This window comes from Pseudomonas sp. GD04091 (assembly GCF_029836165.1).
Lineage (GTDB): Bacteria > Pseudomonadota > Gammaproteobacteria > Pseudomonadales > Pseudomonadaceae > Aquipseudomonas.
The window spans coordinates 204,143-223,069 of sequence record NZ_JAOEBG010000004.1; the positions used below are offsets into that span (position 1 = coordinate 204,143).

Sequence of the window (18,927 nt, forward strand, 5' to 3'; positions counted from 1 at the left end):
CGTTGCTCGACGTCAACCGGCCTGCCCCACACATCCGGAGACTCCCGACCATGGCTACGCTCTGTGAGATCTGCAACGCAAGACCCGCCACCGCACGGGTGACGGTGTCGCAAAACGGCCAGCGCAAGACCATGTCCATCTGCGACCACGACTACCGTCAGCTGCTGCGCCACCAGAACATGCTCAATCCCTTCGACTCGCTGCTTGGCGGCGGCGGCCTGTCCAGCCTCTTCGGCGGCATGGGCGGCTTGCCGGAGCACTTCGCCGACGGCGCAGGGCTGTCCGCGGAAGTGCAGCGCGACTCGGTCGACCCGACGGATGCGTTCAGCGAACAGACCCTGGAGATCCTCCAGCGCGCGGCCGAGAAGGCCCATGAACTCAATCGCAGCGAAGTGGACTCGGAACACCTGCTGTACGTGCTGGCCGACACCGACGTCGGCATGGCGCTGCTCAAGGAGCTGAAGCTGTCCGCGGACGACATCAAGGGCTACATCGACCAGCATGCCCAGAAGGGCAGCGAGGAGGTGGCGGCCGACAAGATGACCATTTCCCCACGCCTGAAGAAGGCCTTCAATTTCGCCTTCCAGGCCTCGCGCGACCTCGGCCACTCCTATGTGGGCCCCGAGCACCTGCTGATCGGCCTGGCGGCGGTGCCGGACAGCATCGCCGGTACCCTGCTCAAGAAGTACGGCGTCTCCCCCGAGGCCCTGCGCCAGAAAGTGCTCAAGGTGGTCGGCAAGGGCGCGGAGGATGGCCGTGTGGACACCCCCACCGGCACCCCGACCCTGGACAAGTTCGGCCGCGACCTGACCGCCATGGCCCGGGAAGGCAAGCTCGACCCGGTGCTGGGTCGGGCCCAGGAAATCGAGAGCACCATCGAAGTGCTGGCCCGGCGCAAGAAGAACAACCCGGTGCTGATCGGCGAGCCCGGCGTGGGCAAGACCGCCATCGTCGAGGGACTCGCCCAGCGCATCGTCAAGGGCGACGTGCCCGAAGTGCTGCGCGGGCGGCGCCTGGTCGAGGTCAACCTCAATTCGATGGTGGCCGGCGCCAAGTACCGGGGTGAATTCGAAGAGCGCGCCCAGCAGCTGATCGAGGAAGTCACCGCCAAGCACGACGAGCTGATCCTGTTCATCGACGAGCTGCACACCATCGTCGGTGCCGGACAAGGAGGTGGGGAAGGTGGGCTGGACATCGCCAACGTGCTCAAGCCAGCGCTGGCCCGCGGCGAGCTGAGCCTGATCGGCGCCACCACGCTCAACGAGTACCAGAAGTACATCGAGAAGGACGCCGCGCTGGAGCGGCGCTTCCAGCCGGTCCTGGTGCCCGAGCCGACGGTCGAGCAGACGATCGTGATCCTCCGTGGCCTGCGCGACAGCCTGGAGGCTCACCACCAGGTGACCTTCGCCGACGAGGCCTTCGTCGCCGCCGCCGAGTTGTCGGACCGCTACATCACCACGCGCTTCCTGCCCGACAAGGCCATCGACCTGATCGATCAGGCCGCCGCCCGTGTGCGCATCGGTGCCACTTCGCGACCGGCCGCGATCCAGGAGCTGGAAGCGGAAATCGCCCAGCTCAAGCGCGAGCAGGACTATGCCTCGTCACGCAAGCGCTTCGATGAAGCCAAGGATTTCGAGGCGCGCATCAAGGCCAAGAACGCCGACCTGGAGGAACAGACCGAAGCCTGGCAGCGCAAGACCGGCTCCGAGACCCTGGAGGTCACCCTGGCCTCGATTGCCGAAGTGGTCTCGCGGCTGACTGGCGTGCCGGTGGCCGAACTGACCCAGGAAGAGCGGCAGAAACTGCTCAAGCTCGAAGACACCCTGCGCGAGCGCCTGATCGGCCAGGGCGACGCGGTGCAGGCGGTGAGCGACGCCGTGCGCCTGTCGCGGGCCGGCCTTGGGCAAGCCCACCGACCGATCGCCACCTTCCTGTTCCTCGGCCCGACCGGCGTCGGCAAGACCGAGCTGGCCAAGGCCCTGGCCGAAGCGGTGTTCGGCGACGAGCAGGCGATCATTCGCATCGACATGTCCGAATACATGGAACGCCATGCGGTCGCCCGCCTGATCGGGGCGCCGCCCGGCTATGTGGGCTACGACGAGGGTGGTCAACTGACCGAGCGGGTCCGGCGCCGGCCTTACAGCGTGATCCTGCTGGACGAGATCGAGAAGGCTCACCCGGACGTCAACAACGTGCTGCTGCAGGTGTTCGACGACGGCCGCCTCACCGATGGCAAAGGCCGGGTGGTGGACTTCAGCAACACCATCATCATCGCCACCAGCAACCTGGGCGCGCCGCTGATCATGGCCAACCTGGAACGACCAGAGGATGAGCGCACCGACGAGAAGACCCTGAAGGACGAGCTGATGGGCGTGCTCAAGGGGCATTTCCGTCCCGAGTTTCTCAACCGGATCGACGACATCATCGTGTTCCACGCGCTGTCGCGCGACGATATTCGCGCGATCGTCAAGATCCAGCTGGAGCGGGTGGTGCGCACCGCGTCGGCGCAGGATATCCACCTGACGGTGGACGACTCGCTGGTCGAGCACCTGGTGGAGGTCGGCTACCAGCCGGAGTTCGGCGCGCGGGAGCTCAAGCGCCAGATTCGCCAGGCGGTGGAGACGCGCCTGGCCAAGGAAATCCTCGGCGATCAGATCAAGTCCGGCGACCATGTGGCCTTGGGCTATGACCATGGCAACGGCAAGGTGACGCTGACCTCGGCGGCTGCCTAGCCGCCGGTCACGGGAGGGAAGAAGGCGATGTCGTCGCCGTCGGACAGCGGCTCGTCCAGGGTGCACAGTTCCTGGTTGCGCGCGCACATCAGGTTGGCCTGGCCCAGGGCCTGCGCCCATGGGCCGCCGCGGCTGACCAGCAGCCCGCGCAGGTCGCGCAGGCTGGCCAGGGCCGGTGTCCACGGCAGCGACTCGCCATCGCAGTCGAGCAGCTCGCGGTAGCGGGCGAAGTAGTTGACCCGAATCATTGTGCGTCCTCGGCCTGGTACAGCCCGGAGCGGCCGCCGGATTTGTGCAGCAGGCGCATCCAGTCGATCTGCAGGCTGCGATCGACGGCCTTGCACATGTCGTACAGGGTCAGGGCGGCGACACTGGCGGCAGTCAGGGCCTCCATTTCCACACCGGTGACGCCCTTGAGGGTGCAGCGGGCGATGACCCGTACCGAATCCGGCGGCACGGCCTTGAGCTCCACACTGACCGCACTGAGCAGCAGCGGATGACACAGCGGGATGAGCTCGTGGGTACGCTTGGCGGCCATGATCCCGGCAATGCGCGAGACCGCGAAGACATCGCCCTTGGGGTGGCCCCCGGCATTGATCAGGGCGAGGGTTTCCGGCTTCATGCGTATCCAGGCTTCGGCGACCGCTTCGCGGCGGGTGTCGGTCTTGTCGGTGACATCGACCATGTGCGCGTGGCCGCGGCTGTCCAGGTGGGTCAGTGGGGTGTCGTTCATGGCGTCTCCAGGGGCAGGCGGTTGGCGGCGGCGTCCGGGCAGAGCAGGGCGCGGGCTTCGGCGAAGCATTGTTCGGCCAGGGCCGAGCGGGGCTCGCTGCGTCGCAGCAGCAGGCCGACCGGCGCATGGATGCTGGCGCCGCTGATCGGCAGGATGCGGATGTGCTCGCTCAGCCCCTCCAGCCCGTGATCCAGTGGCATGATCGCGCAGCACAGGCCGGCGCAGACGCCCTGGATCAGTTGGTAGGTCGAATCGCTTTCGAGGATCGACTGTGGGTGCAGGCCGCGACTGCGCAAACTCAGGTCGATCGCCTGGCGGTAGTGCATGCCCTGGGACAGCAATCCCAGCGGCAGCTTTTCCAGCGCCTCCCAGCTCAGGTCGGGCGTGGAAAACTGAAAATGCCGGGTGTCGAACAGCAAGCCCATGCGCGTGGCGCCCAGTTCGATAACCTCGAAGTAGTTGCGGTTGATCCGGTCGAGGTAGCAGATGCCCAGGTCCAGCTGGTTGCGGCTCAACGCGTCGGTCACCTGTTCCGAGCTCAGCGAGGTCAACTGCACCTGCAGTTGCGCATAGCGCTGGATCAGCGGCTTGAGCAAGTCCATCAGTTGGAAGCTCGACAACGGCACCATGCCGATACGCAGGCTGCCGACCAGCCGCCCACGACAATTGGCGGCTTCGGCCTGGAGGCCGTCGTAGGCGGCGAGCAGGGTGCGGGTCCAGGCCAGGATGCGTTCACCGGCCTCGGTGAAACCTTCGAAGCGCTGGCCACGGGTCACCAGCATCAGGCCCAGCTCTTCCTCCAGATTGCGCAGGCGCATGGACAGGGTCGGCTGGGTGATATGGCACAAGGCGGCGGCCTGACCGAAGTGACGCGTCTGGTCCAGCGCGATCAGGAACTTGAGTTGTTTGATATCCATGGTGCGCCTTGCCGGTAAGTTGCAATCGGGAACACGGCGCGGATGCCATGTTTCAAGGCAGCGAAAAGTAAAGTGAAGATTAAATAGCGTCCAATGGGAAATAACGAATAACTGATAGAGCGGGCTGATGATGATCCCCTGATAGAGCTGGCTTATTATGCGGTTCGTATTATCGATTGGACGCGCTGTGCTGCCCGCTCTAGTTTTCTCGTCAGTTTTGTTGAATATCAGAGTGCCGAGAAAATGAGTGTCAAAGTCGACGCCGTATTTGTTCCGCTGAATGTCGCCGTGTTGACCGTCAGCGATACCCGCACGTTCGAAACGGATACCTCTGGCGAGTTGCTGGCGACCCGGGCGGTGGACATGGGCCATCGCCTGGTGGCCAGGGCGTTGCTCAAGGACGACCTGTACCGGATTCGCGCTCAGGTGGCGAACTGGATCGCCGACGATGGCGTGCAGGTGGTGCTGATCACCGGCGGCACAGGTTTTACCGGGCGCGACAGCACCCCGGAGGCGGTCAGCTGCCTGCTGGACAAGGTTATCGATGGCTTCGGCGAGTTGTTCCGCGCCCTGTCGATCCTCGACATCGGCACGTCGACCGTGCAGTCCCGCGCCCTGGCAGGCCTGGCCAACGGCACCCTGGTGTGCTGCCTGCCGGGCTCGACCGGGGCCTGCCGTACCGCCTGGGAGGGCATCCTGGTCGAGCAGCTCGACGCCCGCCACCGTCCTTGCAACTTCGTGCCGCACCTGAAGGCCGCGCCACTCTGCGAGCCACGGCCATGAGCGCTCTGATGGCCGTCGACGACGCCCTGGCGCAGCTGCTGGCGTTGGCCAGGGCGGCGCCGCTGGAGGGCGTGGAGCAGCTACCCCTGCGCCAGGCCGATGGGCGCGTGCTGGCCGAAGGGCTGCGGGCGGGGATCGATCTGCCGCCCTGGGCCAACAGTGCCATGGACGGCTACGCCATGCGGCTCGACGACCTGGCGACGGGCCCGTTGCCGGTGTCGCAGACCGTGTTTGCCGGGCAGGCACCGGAGCCGCTGCGGCCGGGCACCTGCGCGCGGCTGTTCACCGGGGCGCCGGTGCCCGCCGGCGCCGACTGCGTGCAGTTGCAGGAAAACTGCGAGGTGGACGGGCAAGGGCGAGTGAGTTCGCTGACGCTGCTGCGCAGAGGCGACAACATTCGTGCGCAGGGCAACGAGATCCGCGCCGGCGCTGCGTTGCTGGCGGCCGGGACAGTGCTGGACCCCATCGCCCTTGGGGTGCTGGCGTCCCAGGGCATCACCCAGGTGCCGGTGCTGCGCCGGCCGCGAGTGGCCTTGCTGTCCAGCGGTGACGAACTGGCTGCACAGGGCGCGCGCCTGGCGCCCGGACAGATCCACGACAGCAACCGGGTGCTGCTGTCGGCGCTGCTCGCACGCCTGGGTTGCGAGGTGATCGACCTGGGCTGCCTGCCCGACGATCCGCAGCACATCCGCGCGGCGCTGCTCCAGGCAGCGGGGGCGGATCTGATCGTCAGCAGCGCGGGGGTATCGGTGGGCGATGCCGACTGCATCGGCACGCTGCTGCGCGAGTCTGGCGAAGTGCGACTGTGGAAGCTTGCCATCAAGCCTGGCAAGCCCTTCACCTTCGGCTATATCGACCGCGTGCCGTTTCTGGGCCTGCCCGGCAATCCGGGCTCGGCGCTGGTCACCTTCCTGCTGCTGGCGCGGCCGTATCTGCTGGCGCGCATGGGGGTGGCGCGGGTTCAGCCCATGCGCATGCCGGTCGTGGCAGGGTTTGCCTGGCCGAAGCCCGGCAAGCGCCAGGAGTATCTGCGGGTACGGCTTGACGGGGGGCGGGCGCGGTTGCTGGAGAACCAGAGCTCGGCGACCTTGCTCAGTGCCGTCGAGGCCGATGGGCTGCTGGAGGTGCCGGCGGGGGAGACGTTCGAGGCGGGTGATGTGTTGGACTTTATTGCTTTTGCCGGGGTGTTTTAGTGGCGGGTCAGTTCGCGAGTGTTTTTGCCAGCGAAGTTGCGGGCGGCGACGGGGCAGGTGCAACTGACGCGCGTGGCCGCTGCGTGATCTTCTGACCCTTTCGCGGGCTTGCCCGCGAAAGGGTCGGAACAATCAACTTATAGCTAACTGTCAAACAAGCAACTTCAGACTTCGCCGGCGCAACGGCTCACGCCGCCTTGCGCAACGCCTCGATCAGTTCGCCCTTGCGCATGTTCGAGCGGCCCGCGATGTCCTGCTTGCGCGCCCGGTCCATCAGTTCGCGCTTGGTCATGTCTTCCAGCCGCTGCCCCGGCCGCGGCACGCCATGTCGGGTCGCCACCGCGCGCCGGGCCGAGGACGCGCGCGCCTTGGCCTTCGCCGCCTGGCTGGTCTTCTGCCCAGACCCGCCTTTGCGCTCGCCGCCGCCTGACTGCTTGTTGACCGTCGCCCAGGCGCGGGCCTCGGCTTCGTCCTTGGGAACCCCCTTGGCTTGGTAGCTTTCTTCGATATGGTCGGCCTTGCGCTTCTGCTTGTCGGTGTACTTGTCTTTGTCTCCACGGGGCATGGGGGTTCTCCTTGGGGTCAATGGGTCTGCCAGATGCCATTGTTGCGCTCGCAGTCGCTGCGCGCCTGGCCCAGGCTCGGGGTGTCGTAGTAGTAGGTGATGATCCGCGCATCCTTGGCCAGCGCCGGGCGGGTCGAGGGTTGATCGCGCCCGGCGGCGTCGGGGTTGGCCAGGGTCTCCTGGGTCAATGGCGCGATGCAGCTGCCCACGCTGCCGTCGGCGCAGCGTTCGACCTTGCGTTTCTGGCTATTGAGCATTTCCTTGCTTTCATTGCTGCAGGACCAGGCGATCGCGTCGGCGGGCATGTTGCCGAAGCTGTAGCAGGTATGCCGCTGCACCGGCTTTACCGCATCGCTGGACGAGCGGGTGACCACGTCGCAGCCTTGCGCCATGGCCTGTCCGCTTGCCAGGCCGGCCAATAGCGCCACGCACAGAACGAACCGCATGATGTACCTCCCGGGCCAGAAGGCCCTTCAGCGCTTGTCGAGGACCGGCCCAGCCTGTTGGCGCAGAGCCTTGGCGCGCTTTTCCAGAATCACGTAGGTGATCACCGCCAGCAACAGCGGGATCAGGTAGTACAGCGTTCGATAGCCCAGCAGCGCGGCGACCAGGGTGCCCTGGCCCAGCTGACCGTGGAGCAGGGCGAGGAACACCGCCTCCAGCACGCCTAGCCCGGCGGGAATATGCGCCACCACGCCAGCCACGCAGCTGATCAGCAACACCCCCAGCACGGACGGGTAGAACAGGTCCTGGGGCAGCAGCACGTGGATCAGCGCCGCCATCAAGGCCCAGTTGCTCGCACCGAGCACCACCTGGCACAGCGCCAGGCGCAGCGAGGGCAAGGTGATTTCATGTCCGCGCAGATGCCAGGTGCGGCGCCGGGCAAAGGCGCAGGCCAGCAGATAGGCCAGCGCGACCGCCACCATCAGCACGCCGACCAGGCGCAGGCCGCTTGCTCCCAGCGCCCAGTTTTCCGGCAACTTGACCAAGCCCAGCGCGAACACCGTGCCGGCCAGCAGCAGGTAGCCCATCCAGTTGGTCAGCAGGCCCAGGGTGAGGATGCGGGTAATGGTCGCGGTATCCAGCCCCAGGCGACCGTACAGGCGGTAGCGCAGCGCGACGCCACCGACCCAGGTGGTGAAATTGAGGTTGAACGCGTAGCAGACGAACGCCACCGGCAGCACCTGCCGGGCCGGCAGGCGGTGGCCGGTATAGGCGCGGGCGAGCAGGTCGTAGCTGGCGAACACCAGGTAGCTGCCCAGGGCCAGCAGCAGGCCGAGCACCAGGGTGGTGGGCTTGTAGGCGAGCAGGGACTGGCGCACTTCGTGCCAGTCCAGGTTGCGCGCCAGGGTGAACAGCAGCACCGGGATCAGCACCAGGAACAGCACGGTGAGCAAGCGCTTGCCCCAGGTCTTCCAGCCGTGGTTGGCCATCAGGTCTTGCCCTCGTGGTAGTCGACCGGGGCATCGCTGTCTGGTTGCAGCGACCGCAGCCGTTGCCGATGCGCCGGAAACCAGCCGGCGATACGCGGGAAATAGCGGGTGATGTGGAAGCCCAGGAAGATCAGTGGCGCGCGCCACCAGTAGCCGCGAACCATGCGCTCCAGGGTCACCGCCTTGCATTGCGTGCTGGCCAGCTCGCTCAGGTGCTGGTACAGGCCCAGATTGAAGGCGCGGTCGCGGATCAGCAGGTTGGCTTCCAGGTTGAACGACAGGCTCAGCGGGTCGAGGTTGCTCGAGCCCACGGTGGCCCAGTCTTCGTCGACCAGCGCCACCTTGCCGTGCAGCGGGCGCTGGCAGTACTCGTGGATGCGCACGTTGTCGCGCAACAGGTAGTTGTAGAGCAGCCGCGACAGGGCGCGAACCCAGCGCATGTCTGGTTGGCCCTGGAGAATCAGGGTCACCGCCACGCCACGTCGGGCGGCGTTGCGCAGCTCGCGCAGCAGGCGATAGCCGGGGAAGAAGTAGGCGTTGGCGACGACGATGCGCTGGCGGGCCTGGCGGAACGCCTCGAGATAGCGTTCCTCGATGTCGTTGCGATGGCGACGGTTGTCGCGCTCGACCAGCAGGGCGCTCGCCGTGCCGGCGGGTGTCGTGGCCGGATCGACCCGGCTGGCGGTGTCCAGCACCGGCGCGAGCATCCGGCAGCTGGAGGCATGCACCTGGGCCACCACCGGGCCTGCGACCGCCACGGCATAGTCCTGCTTGGCCTGGGGGCCGAAGTCGCCCAGGTGGTCGGCGCTGTAGTTGATCCCGCCGATGAAGGCCAGTCGGCCGTCGATCACCACGATCTTGCGGTGCAGGCGGCGGAACAGGTTGGTGCGCATGCCGGCCAGCCGCGGCTGTGGATCGAAGGCGTGGAAACGCACGCCGGCGTCGGTCATTGCACGGATGAAGCCATCCGGCAGATCGGCGGTGCCGTAGCCGTCCACCACCACCTCCACCCGCACGCCACGCCGGGCGGCGTCGATCAGCGTCTGACGCAAGGGCTGGCCGACCTTGTCGTCGAAGATGATGAAGGTTTCCAGGAGGATTTCCTCCCGCGCCTGGGCCATGGCCTCGAACACGCGCGGGTAGTACTGCTCGCCGTTGATCAGCAGTTCGACATGGTTGCCGTCGCTCCAGGGCTGCTTCACAGGGTTACCTCCGCCACCAGCGGCGCATGATCGGACAAGTGCGACCATGGGTACCTGGTGAGCACCCGGGCGTCGCTGGCGTGCGCATTGCGCAGGTAGATGCGGTCAAGGCGCAGCAGCGGCAGGCGGGCGGGGAAGCTGCGGGCGGGCTTGCCGAATGCTTCCCGCAGATGCCCGCAGAGCCGCGCGTCGGCCTTCAGGCGCCAGTCGTTGAAGTCGCCGGCGACGATGACGGGTTCATCCGCTGGCAGGCTGTCGAGCAGCGCCAGCAGCAGCCCGACCTGGCGCTGGCGATGGGCTTCGCGAAGCCCCAGGTGCACGCAGATGGCGTGTACCTGGTGGTGGCCGGGCACTTCCAGCTGGCAATGCAGCAGGCCACGCTCCTCGTTGCCGTGGATCGACACGTCCAGGTTGTCATGGGCGCGGATAGGAAACTTCGACAGCAACGCGTTGCCATGGTCGCCATGGGGGTAGACCGCGTTGCGACCATAGGCGAACTGCGGCCACATGCTGTCGGCGAGAAACTCGTACTGCGGCGCCTGCGGCCAGGCCGGATGGCGCTGGGCATGATGCCGGTGGCTGCCGTGCACTTCCTGCAGGAACACCAGGTCGGCACCGGTGGTCCGCACCGCCTCGCGCAGCTCCGGCAGGATGAAGCGGCGATTGAACAGGGTGAAACCCTTGTGCACGTTGAGGGTCAGCACGGTCAGGCGATGCACCGTGGTGACCTCGTCGATGACGCGGTGCGGGGTGGGCAGGGGCCTGTTCATCGATGCCCCTGCGCACGACCAATGCCCCGCGGGTCTGCATCACGCCGCGGGTTACGGCGATCCAGGGGCGCAGCAAGGCGGATCTCGCTCATGGCAGCTTCCACTCCGTCCATGTACCTATTCAGTAGCGACCGGCAGTGGCTCGCCAGGGTTCAGCGGGATTGACGAATGGGAACCTGAGCCGGCGAAAGCCGGAACTTTGCCCCACCCCCGGCCCTCCACCGGATGTTGGGTCGGAAAACTGGAGGGGCAGGGCATGAAGTTCGATCGTTTCGCCCAATGGCTGGCCAACTGCAGCGGTCGCCCGCTGGCCTTTGCCATCGCACTGTTGCTGATCGTCGTCTGGGCCGTGACGGGTCCCTTGTTCCACTTCAACGACACCTGGCAACTGGTGATCAACACCTCGACCACCATCATCACCTTCCTGATGGTGTTCCTCATCCAGAACACCCAGAACCGCGACAACGACGAGCTGCACATCAAGATCGACGAACTGCTGCGCACCACCCAGCGGGCCCACAAGGCCTTGCTCGACCTCGAGGACATGGACCCGGCCGAGCTGCACGCATTGCGCAAGCAGTATCAGCGGATGGGCGGACACGATGAGCAGGCACCGTCCAAAGACACCCCTGACTGACCCTGGAGGACGGCATGGCCAGACACATCATCCACTACACCGGCCCCATCAATTCATCGACCTGCGGCAACCTGATCAACACCTGTTCCCGGGCCTTGCAACAGGGCGCCGAGGTGCTGCAGATCAATGTCGCCACCATGGGTGGCGAGTGCAGCTATGGGTTCACCCTGTACAACTTCCTGCGGGCACTGCCGGTGCCGGTGCACACGCACAACCTGGGCACGGTCGAGTCGATGGGCAATATCCTGTTCCTGGCAGGCTCGCAGCGTACCGCCTGTGCCTGCAGCAAGTTCCTGTTCCATCCGTTCCACTGGACCTTGCATGGCTCGGTGGACCATGCGCGCATGGCCGAATACGCCATGAGCCTGGACTACGACCTGCGTCTGTATGCGCAGATTGTCGCCGAGCGCACCGAAGGCGCCAGCGAGGTGCTCGATGTGCCCCGCTACCTGATGGCCTTCCCGCGGATCCTGGGCCCCAAGGAGGCGCTGGCCACGGGGATGATCCAGGCCATCGACGAGCTGCCGATCCAAGCGGATGCCGTCCAGTGGAGCGTGCATGCCTGAGCGAGGCGGTGGATGACGGCGCGATGGAGATTGCTGTCGTGGCCTGTGCTGCCACCGGTCCGAAAGCGCCGATCAAGGCTGAGCACTCCTGGCCGGCGAAGGCTCTGAACTACTGCACGGTTGCCCGGTGCATGCCGTGCCACGTCAACCATCAAGTGAAGGAGATACGACATGGCTCGTGATCAACAGAGCGGCCAGCGCGGCGGCAACAAGGAAACCAACCCAGGCAACTTCGCCAACGACCGCGAGCGAGCGTCCCGCGCCGGTCAAAAGGGTGGCCAGGTCTCGGGGGGCAATTTTGCCAATGACCGCGAACGGGCCGCCGACGCTGGGCGCAAGGGTGGCCGCAACAGCCACGGTGGCGGGCGCAAAGCCTGAGCCGCGGGCCCTCCTTTCACCGTGCCTGACAATCTTTTGAATTTTCATGCCCCGGCGCGATCAGTCAAAGAGTCATCCATGGAAAAGAGGAGGGCCTGCGTCAATGCCAAGTCCACAGCTGTATACCATCGACTATCTCCTGCACGGAGAGCCGCGGCGCTTCATCATCCGCCTGGAGCGCATGGACAATGCCGAGGCCTGGCATTGGGCCAGTTGCGATGCGGGATTGGGGATCATTCCCAAGTTCGGGCGGGAAAAGATCAGAAAGGTCAGCCGGCCGATAGCCGAACGGCATGGCATCACTGACGTGCGCTGGCGCGTGTGATCGACCTTAACAGCGCTGCGTCCTGGCGTCGCAACGCCGGGACGCAGCGGCGCTGCGGGTCAGGCGCCGGACTCCGGATCGCTCGCCGGCACGCCGGGCGGCTCCTGCTCCTCGGTCAGGTTGGGGTCGGCATCCGGGTCATCGGCACGGTCGTTGCGTTTTCCGGGCTCCAGCTCCGGCCAGTCGCTCTGGGCGTCGCCACCGCCCATCCAGAGGTTCTCGTTCATGACGGTATCCTCGCCAGTGAGGAAAAGGCCCACCTGTGGGTGAGTCGAACACAGGACCGAGGGCAATCGCGGCCCCTCATGCATTGAGAGTCCTCGTGCGGGAGTGGGGTCGATTCGATCCAGGTCGTTGCCGACCAACGGCTCTCAGTTGCCGGAATACTTCACCGCCGCCGCGGTGCGGGTCGGCACGTTGAGCGTCTTGAGCAGCGAGGAGACGTGGATGCGTACGGTGAAGGGCGAGATATCCAGTGCCCGGGCGATCTCCTTGTTGGTCTTGCCCTGAGCGATCAGGCGCAACACGTCCTGCTGGCGGTGGGTGAGCTGCTCGAGCTCGCTGGCGGCACCGGGCGCTGGCAGCAGCCCGCTGGGCAGGTACCTGACCAGCACGTCCCCCTCGCGAATGGCAAGGATGCTCGCGCCGAACTCCTCGGGGCTGACGCTCTTGCCGATGAAACCGTCCACGCCGGTGGCCATGACCTGGCCGATCACGTCTGGTTCGTCGACCATCGACACGACGATCAGGGTGGTACGCCGAAATTGCTGGCGCAATTCGGCCAGGCGGCCGATGCAGGTCAGGCCTGGGAAACGCAGGTCGAGGATCAGCGTGTCGGGAGGATCGCCGTCGCCGGCCAGCCTGAGCACGTCCTGCAGGGTACCGGCCTGCTCCAGGCAGGCTTCGGGCAGGATACGCTTCACGGTGCTGACCATGGCTTCCCTGAACAGCGGATGGTCATCCGCCACGATGATGCGACAACTCACGTCGTGTAACTCCCTGTCCTGCGACACATGCTAATTTAGCAGCCAGCTGTGGCCGTTTCTCCGGCCAGATACGGAAAATGCCTACTGGCGCACAAGGACGTTACCCCATGAAGTTCGAGAAGAACAACGAACTGGATCAAGCCAATCTGCGCATCATCGTCGCCTCGTGCGCGATCTCGTACGTGGCGCTGCTGGGTTTCCTGCCGGGGCGTTCGCCCACCACCTATCTGCCAGTCCTGCTCTACTACGCCGCCTTCGTGGTGGTTTCGATCGCCATGCGTCAGGCCATCAAGCGCTGGCCAGGGCATTATCCGGCGCGGCGCATCTTCGGCATGCTGGGCGACTACACCGGCACCAGTTTCGGACTGGTGGTCGGTGGCGAGACGGCGTTGCCGCTGTATGCGGTGATGGTGTGGATCAACCTGGGCAACGGCATGCGCTTCGGCTCGCGCTACCTGGCCATCGCCACGGTGCTGGCCCTGGCGGCGCTGCTGGTGGTGTGGCGGTTGACACCGTACTGGCAGGAGCAGCCGTTTCTGCTGCCGATGCTGTTGACCACCAGCACGCTGATTCCGTTCTACGCCCACCTGTTGCTGGAGCGCACGCGCAAGGCCACGGCCCTGGCCGAGGCGGCGACCCGCGAGAAATCGCGTTTCCTGGCCCAGGCCAGCCACGACCTGCGCCAACCCATCCACTCCATCGGCCTGTTCACCGCCTGCCTGCGTGAAGCGCGCCTGGGCGAGGAAGAGCGGCGCCTGGTGGACAGCATCGACCGATCGCTGCACAACGTATCGCAGCTGTTCCGTTCGATTCTCGACCTCTACACCCTGGACAACGGTCGGGTGCAACCCAAGTGCGAGACCTTCGCCGTGGATGGTCTGCTGCGCGAGTTGCTGCGCCAGAACAGCGAGGCGGCGCGCTGGGCCGGGGTGGAAATGCGCCTGGTACCGAGCCGGCACTGGACCCGCAGCGACCCCGCCATGCTGGCGACCATGGTGCAGAACGTGCTGTCCAACAGCTTCAAGTACGCTGCCGGGCGGCCCTTGCTGATCGGCGTGCGGCCGCGTGGCACGGGCCTGGCCATCGTCGTCTGCGACCAGGGCCGTGGTATCGCCGAGGAGCATCAGGGCAAGGTGTTCGAGGAGTTCTATCGGGTGCGCGAGACCCGTGACAAGGATGTCGAAGGCGTTGGCCTGGGCCTGGCCATCGTCAAGCGCTTGGGTCACCTGCTGGGGCTCGAGGTGAGTTTGTGCTCGCGTCCCGGGCATGGCACGACCGTGACGCTGCAGGGCTTGCCCCAGGTGCCCGCGCACGCGCCACGAGCGGGCAACGAACCGGCGCAGCAGGCCGGGCTGCTGACCGGCCTGCGGGTGTGCCTGGTCGAGGATGATCGCAACGTGTTGCAGGCCACCACGGCCTTGTTGCGGCGCTGGGGATGCGAGGTGCAGGCTGCCGAGTCGCCCCATGGGCTGACCAGCGACTGTGACGTGATCGTCGCGGATTACGACCTCGGACCGCAGGCGACAGGCATCGACTGTATCGACAACCTGCGAGCCCAACGCGGGCGGGCGGTACCGGCGTTGATCATGACCGGGCACGACACCGACCGGCTGCAGGCGGCGCTGCAGGCCCGTGGCATCGAGGTGCTGAGCAAGCCGGTGCGACCGGCGGAACTGCGTGCGGCCTTGCGCGGCCTCAGGGAAGCGGCGCCGGTCAGTTAGCCCGGCGCTGGCGGGTATCACTGGAATACCGGGGCCTGGCCTTCCTTCCAGCAAGTGGGCGACGGGGTGATGAGCCCCATGCCGGCCACCGCGACCATGCCACCGCTGGCCACTTGGCAGTCGTAGGCGCCTTTGGCGGTGATGGCGGTGAAGTAGGTGGTGCTGGAGTCACTGCGCACGTTGCTGACCTTGCTCACCGGCACGCCGAGGGTGACCTGCGAGCGTTGCTTGAGGGTGTCGGCGTTGGGGCTGGCGGTCTGGCAGGCGACCAGCCCAGCGGCCACGGCGAGCACGGCCAGTGGCTTGAGGGTACGGAGCATGGATTTCATCGTGAAGCTTCCTTGGCATTGTTTGAATGCACCGCCGTGGCCGCCAGGAAGGGGATGGACTGGCGACGCAGGCGGTGAGGGCGACTATAGCGCCGGGGCCTCGGGAAGCGCTGTAGGGCAGGTGTACGAGGTGGCCATTTGCCTTCTTCAGGGTTGCCGGGCAATCAGGATCGACCCAGCCGAGCGATGAGCGAGCAGCTGTTCATCCACCAGGCGGTCGGCGTCGGCCAGGCTGGCGACCTGGTACCAGTGGCCGGCGGGATGCACGGTGGCGATCGGGCCACGGTTGCACGGGTACTGGCAGTGGGTGCGGGTAATCAGCACGCCGTCAGCCGTTTCGATCGCCGCCGCCGCGGCCAGGCGCTGGCGTACATGCTTCCACAGGGGCAGGGCGCCGCGCCGCACGCAACGCGCGCCGATGCACAGGAACAGTTGATGGCGGTGCGCTGGAATTCGTGACCAGTCCGGCTTGGCCGCCACTTCGGCGACGCCGTCGCAGCTCAGTTGCTCGTCGCGCTGCTCGATCAGCGCGCAGGCCTTGGCCGCCGACAAAGGCTGGCGCCCCAGCAGCGGCGTGCTGACGAACAGGCGCCGGGCAGCCTCGGTCGAGCCGGCAAGCTGTGCCAGCTCGCTGCGCAGCCAGTCGAGGTAGGCGCTGTCGGCGGTAGGGTCGAGGTCGACCAGCAGCAGCGTGCCGCTGGCCTGCGCGAGAAATTGGCGCACGGCCAGCCAAAGGCCATCGAAACCCGTCGCCGTGTCGATCAAGGCATCAGCGACCGCCGGGCCGCGCAGGGCCAGCAGTTGCCGGCGAAAGGCCTCGCTGGCGCTGCCGTTGGACAGGTCCGGGCCGACGAACAGCACCTGGTCATGGCTCATCTCAGGGTTTCCTGCGCAGCAGCATGATGAAGAACAACCCGCCGATCGCCGCCGTGGCGATACCGATCGGCAGGTCCTGGGGCGCGATCAGGGTACGTGCCGCCATGTCCACCCAGACCACGAACAGCGCCCCGAGCAGCGCACAGGCTGGCAGCAGCCGGCGATGTTCGGCGCCAACCAGGCGCCGTGCCATGTGCGGCAGCATCAGGCCGACGAAGCCGATGGCCCCGGACAACGACACCAGCACCCCGGTCAGCAAGGCGCAGCCGACGAACACCTGGGCGCGCACGCGGCGGGTGTCGAAACCCAGGCTCACGGCCGTCTGCTCGCCGCTCATCAGGGCGTTGAGGGCGCGCGCCAGGCTCATCAACAGGGCGAAACCGGCCAGCACGGCCAGCGCCGGCAGCCACAGCAGCGACCACTGGGCCAGGCCCAGGCCGCCGAGCATCCAGAACATCACCGAGCTGGCCGCGTGCGGGTCGCCGGTATACAGCAGCAGGTTGGCCAGCGCCATCACCACGAACGACACTGCCACTCCGGCCAGCAGCAGCCGGTCGCTGTCCAGCCGTCCTCGCCGGCTGGCCACGCCCATCACCAGCACCATGCAGCCCAGGGCGCCGAGGAAGGCCGCCAGCGGCAGGCTGAAAACCCCGGCGAACGGGCCGAGGAACACCACCACCAGCACCGCGCCAAGCACCGCGCCGGAACTCACGCCGAGCAGATGCGGGTCGGCCAGCGGATTGCGCGTCACGGCCTGCAGCGCGCCACCGACCAGGGCCAGCCCGGCGCCCACCAGCGCGCCGAGCAGCACCCGCGGCGCCCGCAGCTGCCAGACGATCTGCGTCTGGCCACGGCTGACCTCGCCACCCTGGAGGATCCCCAGCGCTTGCAGGACGATGTCCAGCACCTTGGCCAACGGCACCTGCGCGGCGCCAAAGCCCAGCGACAGCAGGCAGGAAAGCAGCAGGGCGATGAACAGGCCGGTCAACAGCAAGCGATAGGCCGCCGGGCTGCGCACCGGCATCACTGCTGGGCTCCGGCGAACAGCCGCGGATGCAGGGCGCTCGCCAGGCGCTCGATGGCTGCGGCGTTGTCCACCGAAGGGGTCACCTGCAGATAGGACAGCACCACGAAGCGCCGCTCACGAATGGCGGTGACGTCGCCCAGGGCCGGATGCTGGAGCAGGAAGTCGCGCTTGTGCTGCCAGGAGGTCGGTCCATAGTCGACGATCACGATGACCTCGGGATCGCGTTCGACCACGCTTTCCCAGCTGACTTCGGTCCAGCTGGCCCGTACATCGGCCATGACGTTGTCGCCACCCGCCGTCGTGATCAGGGCCTGGGGCATGCCCAGGCGACCGGAAGTGGTCGGGCGGTCTTCGCCGCTGTCGTAGAGAAAGACGCGGGGCCTGGCGTGCGCGCCGGCCAGTGACGTGGTGACGCGTGCCACCCGCTGGCGCAGTTGGTCGATCAGGGCCTCGGCCCGCGGGGTCACGGCGAAGATCCGGCCCAGGTTGGCCAGGTCGGTGTACAGGTCGTCGAGGCTCGCGGGCGGCCTGGGCATGATGCGCGAGCAGGACTCGCTGAGTTCGTACACCGGAATCCCGAAAGGCGCCAGGCGCTGCGGGGTGACCGGCCCGCCGACCTGCATGCCGTAGCTCCAGCCGGCGAACAGGAAGTCGACGTTCGCATCCAGCAGGTTCTCCACCGACGGGTAGCGCGGGGCAAGCTCCGGCAGGCCGCTCAAGGCCTGGTGCATCGACGGGTCGAGGCTTTTCCAGCCGCTGATGCCGCTGTAGCCGACCATGTGCTCGCGCAGCCCCAGGGCCAGGAGCATGCCGGTCAGGTTGACATCATGACTGACGGCCCGTTGCGGGGCATGCTCGAAGGTCACGTCGCGGTCGCAGCTGCGCACGGTCACGGGGTAGTCGCCGGCCAGCGCGCGCAGGGGCAGGGTGGCGAGCAGGGTCAAGAGAAGGCGTTTCATGCGTGGCTGATCCAGGTGATGCGTGGGTGCCGGCCCACGGGATGGCGGTCGACCAGGGCATGTACGCCGAACACCTCGGCCAGGCACTGTTCGGTCAGCACCTGATCGGGCGTGCCCTGGGCGACGATGCGCCCCTGTTCGATCACGTACAGCCGGTCGCAGAAAGTTGCCGCCAGGTTCAGGTCATGGAAGCTCGCCAGCAGGCTCAGGCCGGTGCCGCGCAGGTGGTGCAGCAGTGCCAGCTGATGGCGTGGGTCCAGGTGGTTGGTGGGCTCGTCCAGCACCAGCAGGTGCGGTTGCTGGGCCAGGGCGCGGGCCAGCAGCACGCGCTGCTTCTCGCCGCCGGACAGGCCACAGAAGCCTTGCCCGGCGCGCTCGCCAAGGCCCAGCTGGCGCAGGGCCTGGTCGACCGGTGCCGGATCGCCGTCGCCGTCCAGCCAGCCCAGGTGCGGGGTACGGCCCATGGCGACGACATCGCGCACGCTCAGGCCGAAGTCCTCGGGAAACTCCTGCTGCATGACCGCGATCCGCTGGGCCAGCCAGCGCGGCGTCTGCCGCCAGATATCCTGGCCGTCGAACAGCACCCGGCCCGATTGCGGGCGGCTGAAGCGGTAGGCACAACGCAGCAGGCTGGTCTTGCCGCTGCCGTTGGGGCCGATCAGGCCGACGCTCTCGCCGGGATGCACGTCGAGGTCGATGCCGTCGAGCAGCGAGGGCCCGCCGGGAGACGGCGACCAGTGCAGGCGTTCGATGCGCAGGAGAGGCGAAGCCATGGAAGAACCACCGTCACGGAGC

At 66.8% G+C, this 18,927-nt stretch carries 23 protein-coding genes; 8 read left to right on the forward strand and 15 right to left on the reverse strand.

Going from position 1 to position 18,927, the window contains the following annotated elements; translation table 11 throughout:
• Positions 1-50 precede the first annotated feature (50 nt).
• Positions 51-2,732: an AAA family ATPase gene (locus N7422_RS07480; protein ID WP_347815260.1), complete on the forward strand. Its 2,682-nt coding sequence runs from the start codon at positions 51-53 to the stop codon at positions 2,730-2,732.
• Here N7422_RS07480 and N7422_RS07485 read toward each other — a convergent pair.
• The 3 genes from N7422_RS07485 to N7422_RS07495 are packed head-to-tail and all read right to left on the reverse strand — an operon-like array spanning position 2,729 to position 4,382.
• Positions 2,729-2,980 (reverse strand): MoaD/ThiS family protein, encoded by a 252-nt coding sequence (locus N7422_RS07485; protein ID WP_279805929.1) that lies wholly within the window; start codon positions 2,978-2,980, stop codon positions 2,729-2,731. The two genes, N7422_RS07480 and N7422_RS07485, sit on opposite strands and share 4 nt — an antisense overlap.
• The gene (gene moaC / locus N7422_RS07490) at positions 2,977-3,465 is read right to left on the reverse strand and encodes a cyclic pyranopterin monophosphate synthase MoaC (protein ID WP_279805930.1); all 489 of its coding nucleotides are present in this window, start codon (positions 3,463-3,465) and stop codon (positions 2,977-2,979) included. The genes N7422_RS07485 and moaC overlap by 4 nt, the downstream gene beginning before the upstream one ends.
• Positions 3,462-4,382: a LysR family transcriptional regulator gene (locus N7422_RS07495; protein WP_279805931.1), complete on the reverse strand. Its 921-nt coding sequence runs from the start codon at positions 4,380-4,382 to the stop codon at positions 3,462-3,464. Before N7422_RS07495 ends, moaC begins: the two co-directional genes overlap by 4 nt.
• A gap of 243 nt (positions 4,383-4,625) precedes the next feature.
• Here N7422_RS07495 and moaB point away from each other — a divergent pair, with 243 nt between their 5' ends.
• Together moaB and glp are read left to right on the forward strand one after the other, a co-directional pair.
• A complete protein-coding gene (moaB, locus tag N7422_RS07500; protein ID WP_279805933.1) occupies positions 4,626-5,165 on the forward strand; it encodes a molybdenum cofactor biosynthesis protein B in 540 nt (179 codons plus the stop codon).
• Entirely contained in the window at positions 5,162-6,358 is a 1,197-nt protein-coding gene (gene glp, locus N7422_RS07505) for a gephyrin-like molybdotransferase Glp (RefSeq protein ID WP_279805934.1), read from the forward strand. Before moaB ends, glp begins: the two co-directional genes overlap by 4 nt.
• Positions 6,359-6,545: 187 nt before the next feature.
• On the opposite strand, the gene N7422_RS07510 is transcribed toward glp, so the two are convergent.
• From N7422_RS07510 to N7422_RS07530, 5 genes are read right to left on the reverse strand one after another with little or no spacing between them, the layout of a single operon-like run.
• Positions 6,546-6,923: a Rho termination factor N-terminal domain-containing protein gene (locus N7422_RS07510; RefSeq protein ID WP_279805936.1), complete on the reverse strand. Its 378-nt coding sequence runs from the start codon at positions 6,921-6,923 to the stop codon at positions 6,546-6,548.
• A gap of 17 nt (positions 6,924-6,940) precedes the next feature.
• Positions 6,941-7,369, reverse strand: coding sequence for a hypothetical protein (locus N7422_RS07515; RefSeq protein ID WP_279805937.1), 429 nt, complete (start codon positions 7,367-7,369; stop codon positions 6,941-6,943).
• 27 nt (positions 7,370-7,396) lie between these two features.
• Positions 7,397-8,356, reverse strand: coding sequence for a lysylphosphatidylglycerol synthase domain-containing protein (locus N7422_RS07520; RefSeq protein ID WP_279805939.1), 960 nt, complete (start codon positions 8,354-8,356; stop codon positions 7,397-7,399).
• Positions 8,356-9,558, reverse strand: a complete 1,203-nt coding sequence (gene clsB / locus N7422_RS07525; RefSeq protein ID WP_279805940.1) for a cardiolipin synthase ClsB — start codon at positions 9,556-9,558, stop codon at positions 8,356-8,358. The genes N7422_RS07520 and clsB overlap by 1 nt, the downstream gene beginning before the upstream one ends.
• A complete protein-coding gene (locus N7422_RS07530; RefSeq protein ID WP_279805942.1) occupies positions 9,555-10,328 on the reverse strand; it encodes an endonuclease/exonuclease/phosphatase family protein in 774 nt (257 codons plus the stop codon). Before N7422_RS07530 ends, clsB begins: the two co-directional genes overlap by 4 nt.
• 256 nt (positions 10,329-10,584) lie before the next feature.
• Between N7422_RS07530 and N7422_RS07535 the strand changes: the two genes are divergently transcribed.
• The 4 genes from N7422_RS07535 (at position 10,585) to N7422_RS07550 (ending at position 12,234) form a co-directional block, all read left to right on the forward strand.
• Positions 10,585-10,965 (forward strand): low affinity iron permease family protein, encoded by a 381-nt coding sequence (locus N7422_RS07535; RefSeq protein WP_279805943.1) that lies wholly within the window; start codon positions 10,585-10,587, stop codon positions 10,963-10,965.
• A 14-nt stretch (positions 10,966-10,979) separates the two neighbouring features.
• On the forward strand, positions 10,980-11,531 hold the full coding sequence (locus N7422_RS07540; RefSeq protein WP_279805944.1) for an ATP-dependent Clp protease proteolytic subunit: 552 nt from the start codon (positions 10,980-10,982) through the stop codon (positions 11,529-11,531).
• 171 nt (positions 11,532-11,702) lie between these two features.
• The gene (locus N7422_RS07545) at positions 11,703-11,909 is read left to right on the forward strand and encodes a general stress protein (protein ID WP_279805945.1); all 207 of its coding nucleotides are present in this window, start codon (positions 11,703-11,705) and stop codon (positions 11,907-11,909) included.
• 103 nt (positions 11,910-12,012) lie between these two features.
• Positions 12,013-12,234: a DUF6555 family protein gene (locus N7422_RS07550; protein ID WP_279805946.1), complete on the forward strand. Its 222-nt coding sequence runs from the start codon at positions 12,013-12,015 to the stop codon at positions 12,232-12,234.
• 59 nt (positions 12,235-12,293) lie between these two features.
• On the opposite strand, the gene N7422_RS07555 is transcribed toward N7422_RS07550, so the two are convergent.
• Both N7422_RS07555 and N7422_RS07560 read right to left on the reverse strand, forming a co-directional pair.
• The gene (locus N7422_RS07555; protein WP_279805947.1) at positions 12,294-12,461 is read right to left on the reverse strand and encodes a hypothetical protein; all 168 of its coding nucleotides are present in this window, start codon (positions 12,459-12,461) and stop codon (positions 12,294-12,296) included.
• Positions 12,462-12,605: 144 nt separating this feature from the next.
• Positions 12,606-13,220: a response regulator transcription factor gene (locus N7422_RS07560; protein WP_279805948.1), complete on the reverse strand. Its 615-nt coding sequence runs from the start codon at positions 13,218-13,220 to the stop codon at positions 12,606-12,608.
• Positions 13,221-13,327: 107 nt separating this feature from the next.
• On the opposite strand from N7422_RS07560, the gene N7422_RS07565 reads away from it, so the two are divergent.
• On the forward strand, positions 13,328-14,941 hold the full coding sequence (locus tag N7422_RS07565; protein ID WP_279805949.1) for a hybrid sensor histidine kinase/response regulator: 1,614 nt from the start codon (positions 13,328-13,330) through the stop codon (positions 14,939-14,941).
• Positions 14,942-14,958: 17 nt separating this feature from the next.
• Here N7422_RS07565 and N7422_RS07570 read toward each other — a convergent pair whose 3' ends face one another.
• The 5 genes from N7422_RS07570 to N7422_RS07590 form a co-directional block, all read right to left on the reverse strand.
• Positions 14,959-15,270 (reverse strand): hypothetical protein, encoded by a 312-nt coding sequence (locus N7422_RS07570; protein WP_279805950.1) that lies wholly within the window; start codon positions 15,268-15,270, stop codon positions 14,959-14,961.
• A gap of 147 nt (positions 15,271-15,417) precedes the next feature.
• Positions 15,418-16,146 carry a (2Fe-2S) ferredoxin domain-containing protein gene (locus N7422_RS07575; RefSeq protein WP_279805951.1) on the reverse strand — a complete coding sequence of 243 codons (729 nt, stop codon included), beginning with the start codon at positions 16,144-16,146 and terminating at the stop codon, positions 15,418-15,420.
• 1 nt (position 16,147) lies between these two features.
• Positions 16,148-17,170, reverse strand: coding sequence for an iron ABC transporter permease (locus N7422_RS07580; protein ID WP_279805952.1), 1,023 nt, complete (start codon positions 17,168-17,170; stop codon positions 16,148-16,150).
• Positions 17,170-18,132: an ABC transporter substrate-binding protein gene (locus tag N7422_RS07585; RefSeq protein WP_279805954.1), complete on the reverse strand. Its 963-nt coding sequence runs from the start codon at positions 18,130-18,132 to the stop codon at positions 17,170-17,172. Before N7422_RS07585 ends, N7422_RS07580 begins: the two co-directional genes overlap by 1 nt.
• Positions 18,129-18,905, reverse strand: coding sequence for an ABC transporter ATP-binding protein (locus tag N7422_RS07590; protein ID WP_279805955.1), 777 nt, complete (start codon positions 18,903-18,905; stop codon positions 18,129-18,131). Before N7422_RS07590 ends, N7422_RS07585 begins: the two co-directional genes overlap by 4 nt.
• Between the last annotated feature and the right edge of the window lie 22 nt (positions 18,906-18,927).

What these genes read in the sequence shown, in the direction of transcription:
- N7422_RS07495 (WP_279805931.1), bottom strand. Translation starts at nt 4,382, where the DNA reads ATGGATATCAAACAACTCAAGTTCCTGATCGCGCTGGACCAGACGCGT.
- N7422_RS07580 (WP_279805952.1), bottom strand. Translation starts at nt 17,170, where the DNA reads ATGCCGGTGCGCAGCCCGGCGGCCTATCGCTTGCTGTTGACCGGCCTG.
- N7422_RS07510 (WP_279805936.1), bottom strand. Translation starts at nt 6,923, where the DNA reads ATGCCCCGTGGAGACAAAGACAAGTACACCGACAAGCAGAAGCGCAAG.
- N7422_RS07555 (WP_279805947.1), bottom strand. Translation starts at nt 12,461, where the DNA reads ATGAACGAGAACCTCTGGATGGGCGGTGGCGACGCCCAGAGCGACTGG.
- N7422_RS07590 (WP_279805955.1), bottom strand. Translation starts at nt 18,905, where the DNA reads ATGGCTTCGCCTCTCCTGCGCATCGAACGCCTGCACTGGTCGCCGTCT.
- N7422_RS07480 (WP_347815260.1), top strand. Translation starts at nt 51, where the DNA reads ATGGCTACGCTCTGTGAGATCTGCAACGCAAGACCCGCCACCGCACGG.
- N7422_RS07520 (WP_279805939.1), bottom strand. Translation starts at nt 8,356, where the DNA reads ATGGCCAACCACGGCTGGAAGACCTGGGGCAAGCGCTTGCTCACCGTG.
- N7422_RS07535 (WP_279805943.1), top strand. Translation starts at nt 10,585, where the DNA reads ATGAAGTTCGATCGTTTCGCCCAATGGCTGGCCAACTGCAGCGGTCGC.
- N7422_RS07515 (WP_279805937.1), bottom strand. Translation starts at nt 7,369, where the DNA reads ATGCGGTTCGTTCTGTGCGTGGCGCTATTGGCCGGCCTGGCAAGCGGA.
- N7422_RS07550 (WP_279805946.1), top strand. Translation starts at nt 12,013, where the DNA reads ATGCCAAGTCCACAGCTGTATACCATCGACTATCTCCTGCACGGAGAG.
- N7422_RS07570 (WP_279805950.1), bottom strand. Translation starts at nt 15,270, where the DNA reads ATGAAATCCATGCTCCGTACCCTCAAGCCACTGGCCGTGCTCGCCGTG.
- N7422_RS07530 (WP_279805942.1), bottom strand. Translation starts at nt 10,328, where the DNA reads ATGAACAGGCCCCTGCCCACCCCGCACCGCGTCATCGACGAGGTCACC.
- N7422_RS07585 (WP_279805954.1), bottom strand. Translation starts at nt 18,132, where the DNA reads ATGAAACGCCTTCTCTTGACCCTGCTCGCCACCCTGCCCCTGCGCGCG.
- moaC (WP_279805930.1), bottom strand. Translation starts at nt 3,465, where the DNA reads ATGAACGACACCCCACTGACCCACCTGGACAGCCGCGGCCACGCGCAC.
- glp (WP_279805934.1), top strand. Translation starts at nt 5,162, where the DNA reads ATGAGCGCTCTGATGGCCGTCGACGACGCCCTGGCGCAGCTGCTGGCG.
- moaB (WP_279805933.1), top strand. Translation starts at nt 4,626, where the DNA reads ATGAGTGTCAAAGTCGACGCCGTATTTGTTCCGCTGAATGTCGCCGTG.
- N7422_RS07485 (WP_279805929.1), bottom strand. Translation starts at nt 2,980, where the DNA reads ATGATTCGGGTCAACTACTTCGCCCGCTACCGCGAGCTGCTCGACTGC.
- N7422_RS07565 (WP_279805949.1), top strand. Translation starts at nt 13,328, where the DNA reads ATGAAGTTCGAGAAGAACAACGAACTGGATCAAGCCAATCTGCGCATC.
- N7422_RS07575 (WP_279805951.1), bottom strand. Translation starts at nt 16,146, where the DNA reads ATGAGCCATGACCAGGTGCTGTTCGTCGGCCCGGACCTGTCCAACGGC.
- N7422_RS07545 (WP_279805945.1), top strand. Translation starts at nt 11,703, where the DNA reads ATGGCTCGTGATCAACAGAGCGGCCAGCGCGGCGGCAACAAGGAAACC.
- N7422_RS07540 (WP_279805944.1), top strand. Translation starts at nt 10,980, where the DNA reads ATGGCCAGACACATCATCCACTACACCGGCCCCATCAATTCATCGACC.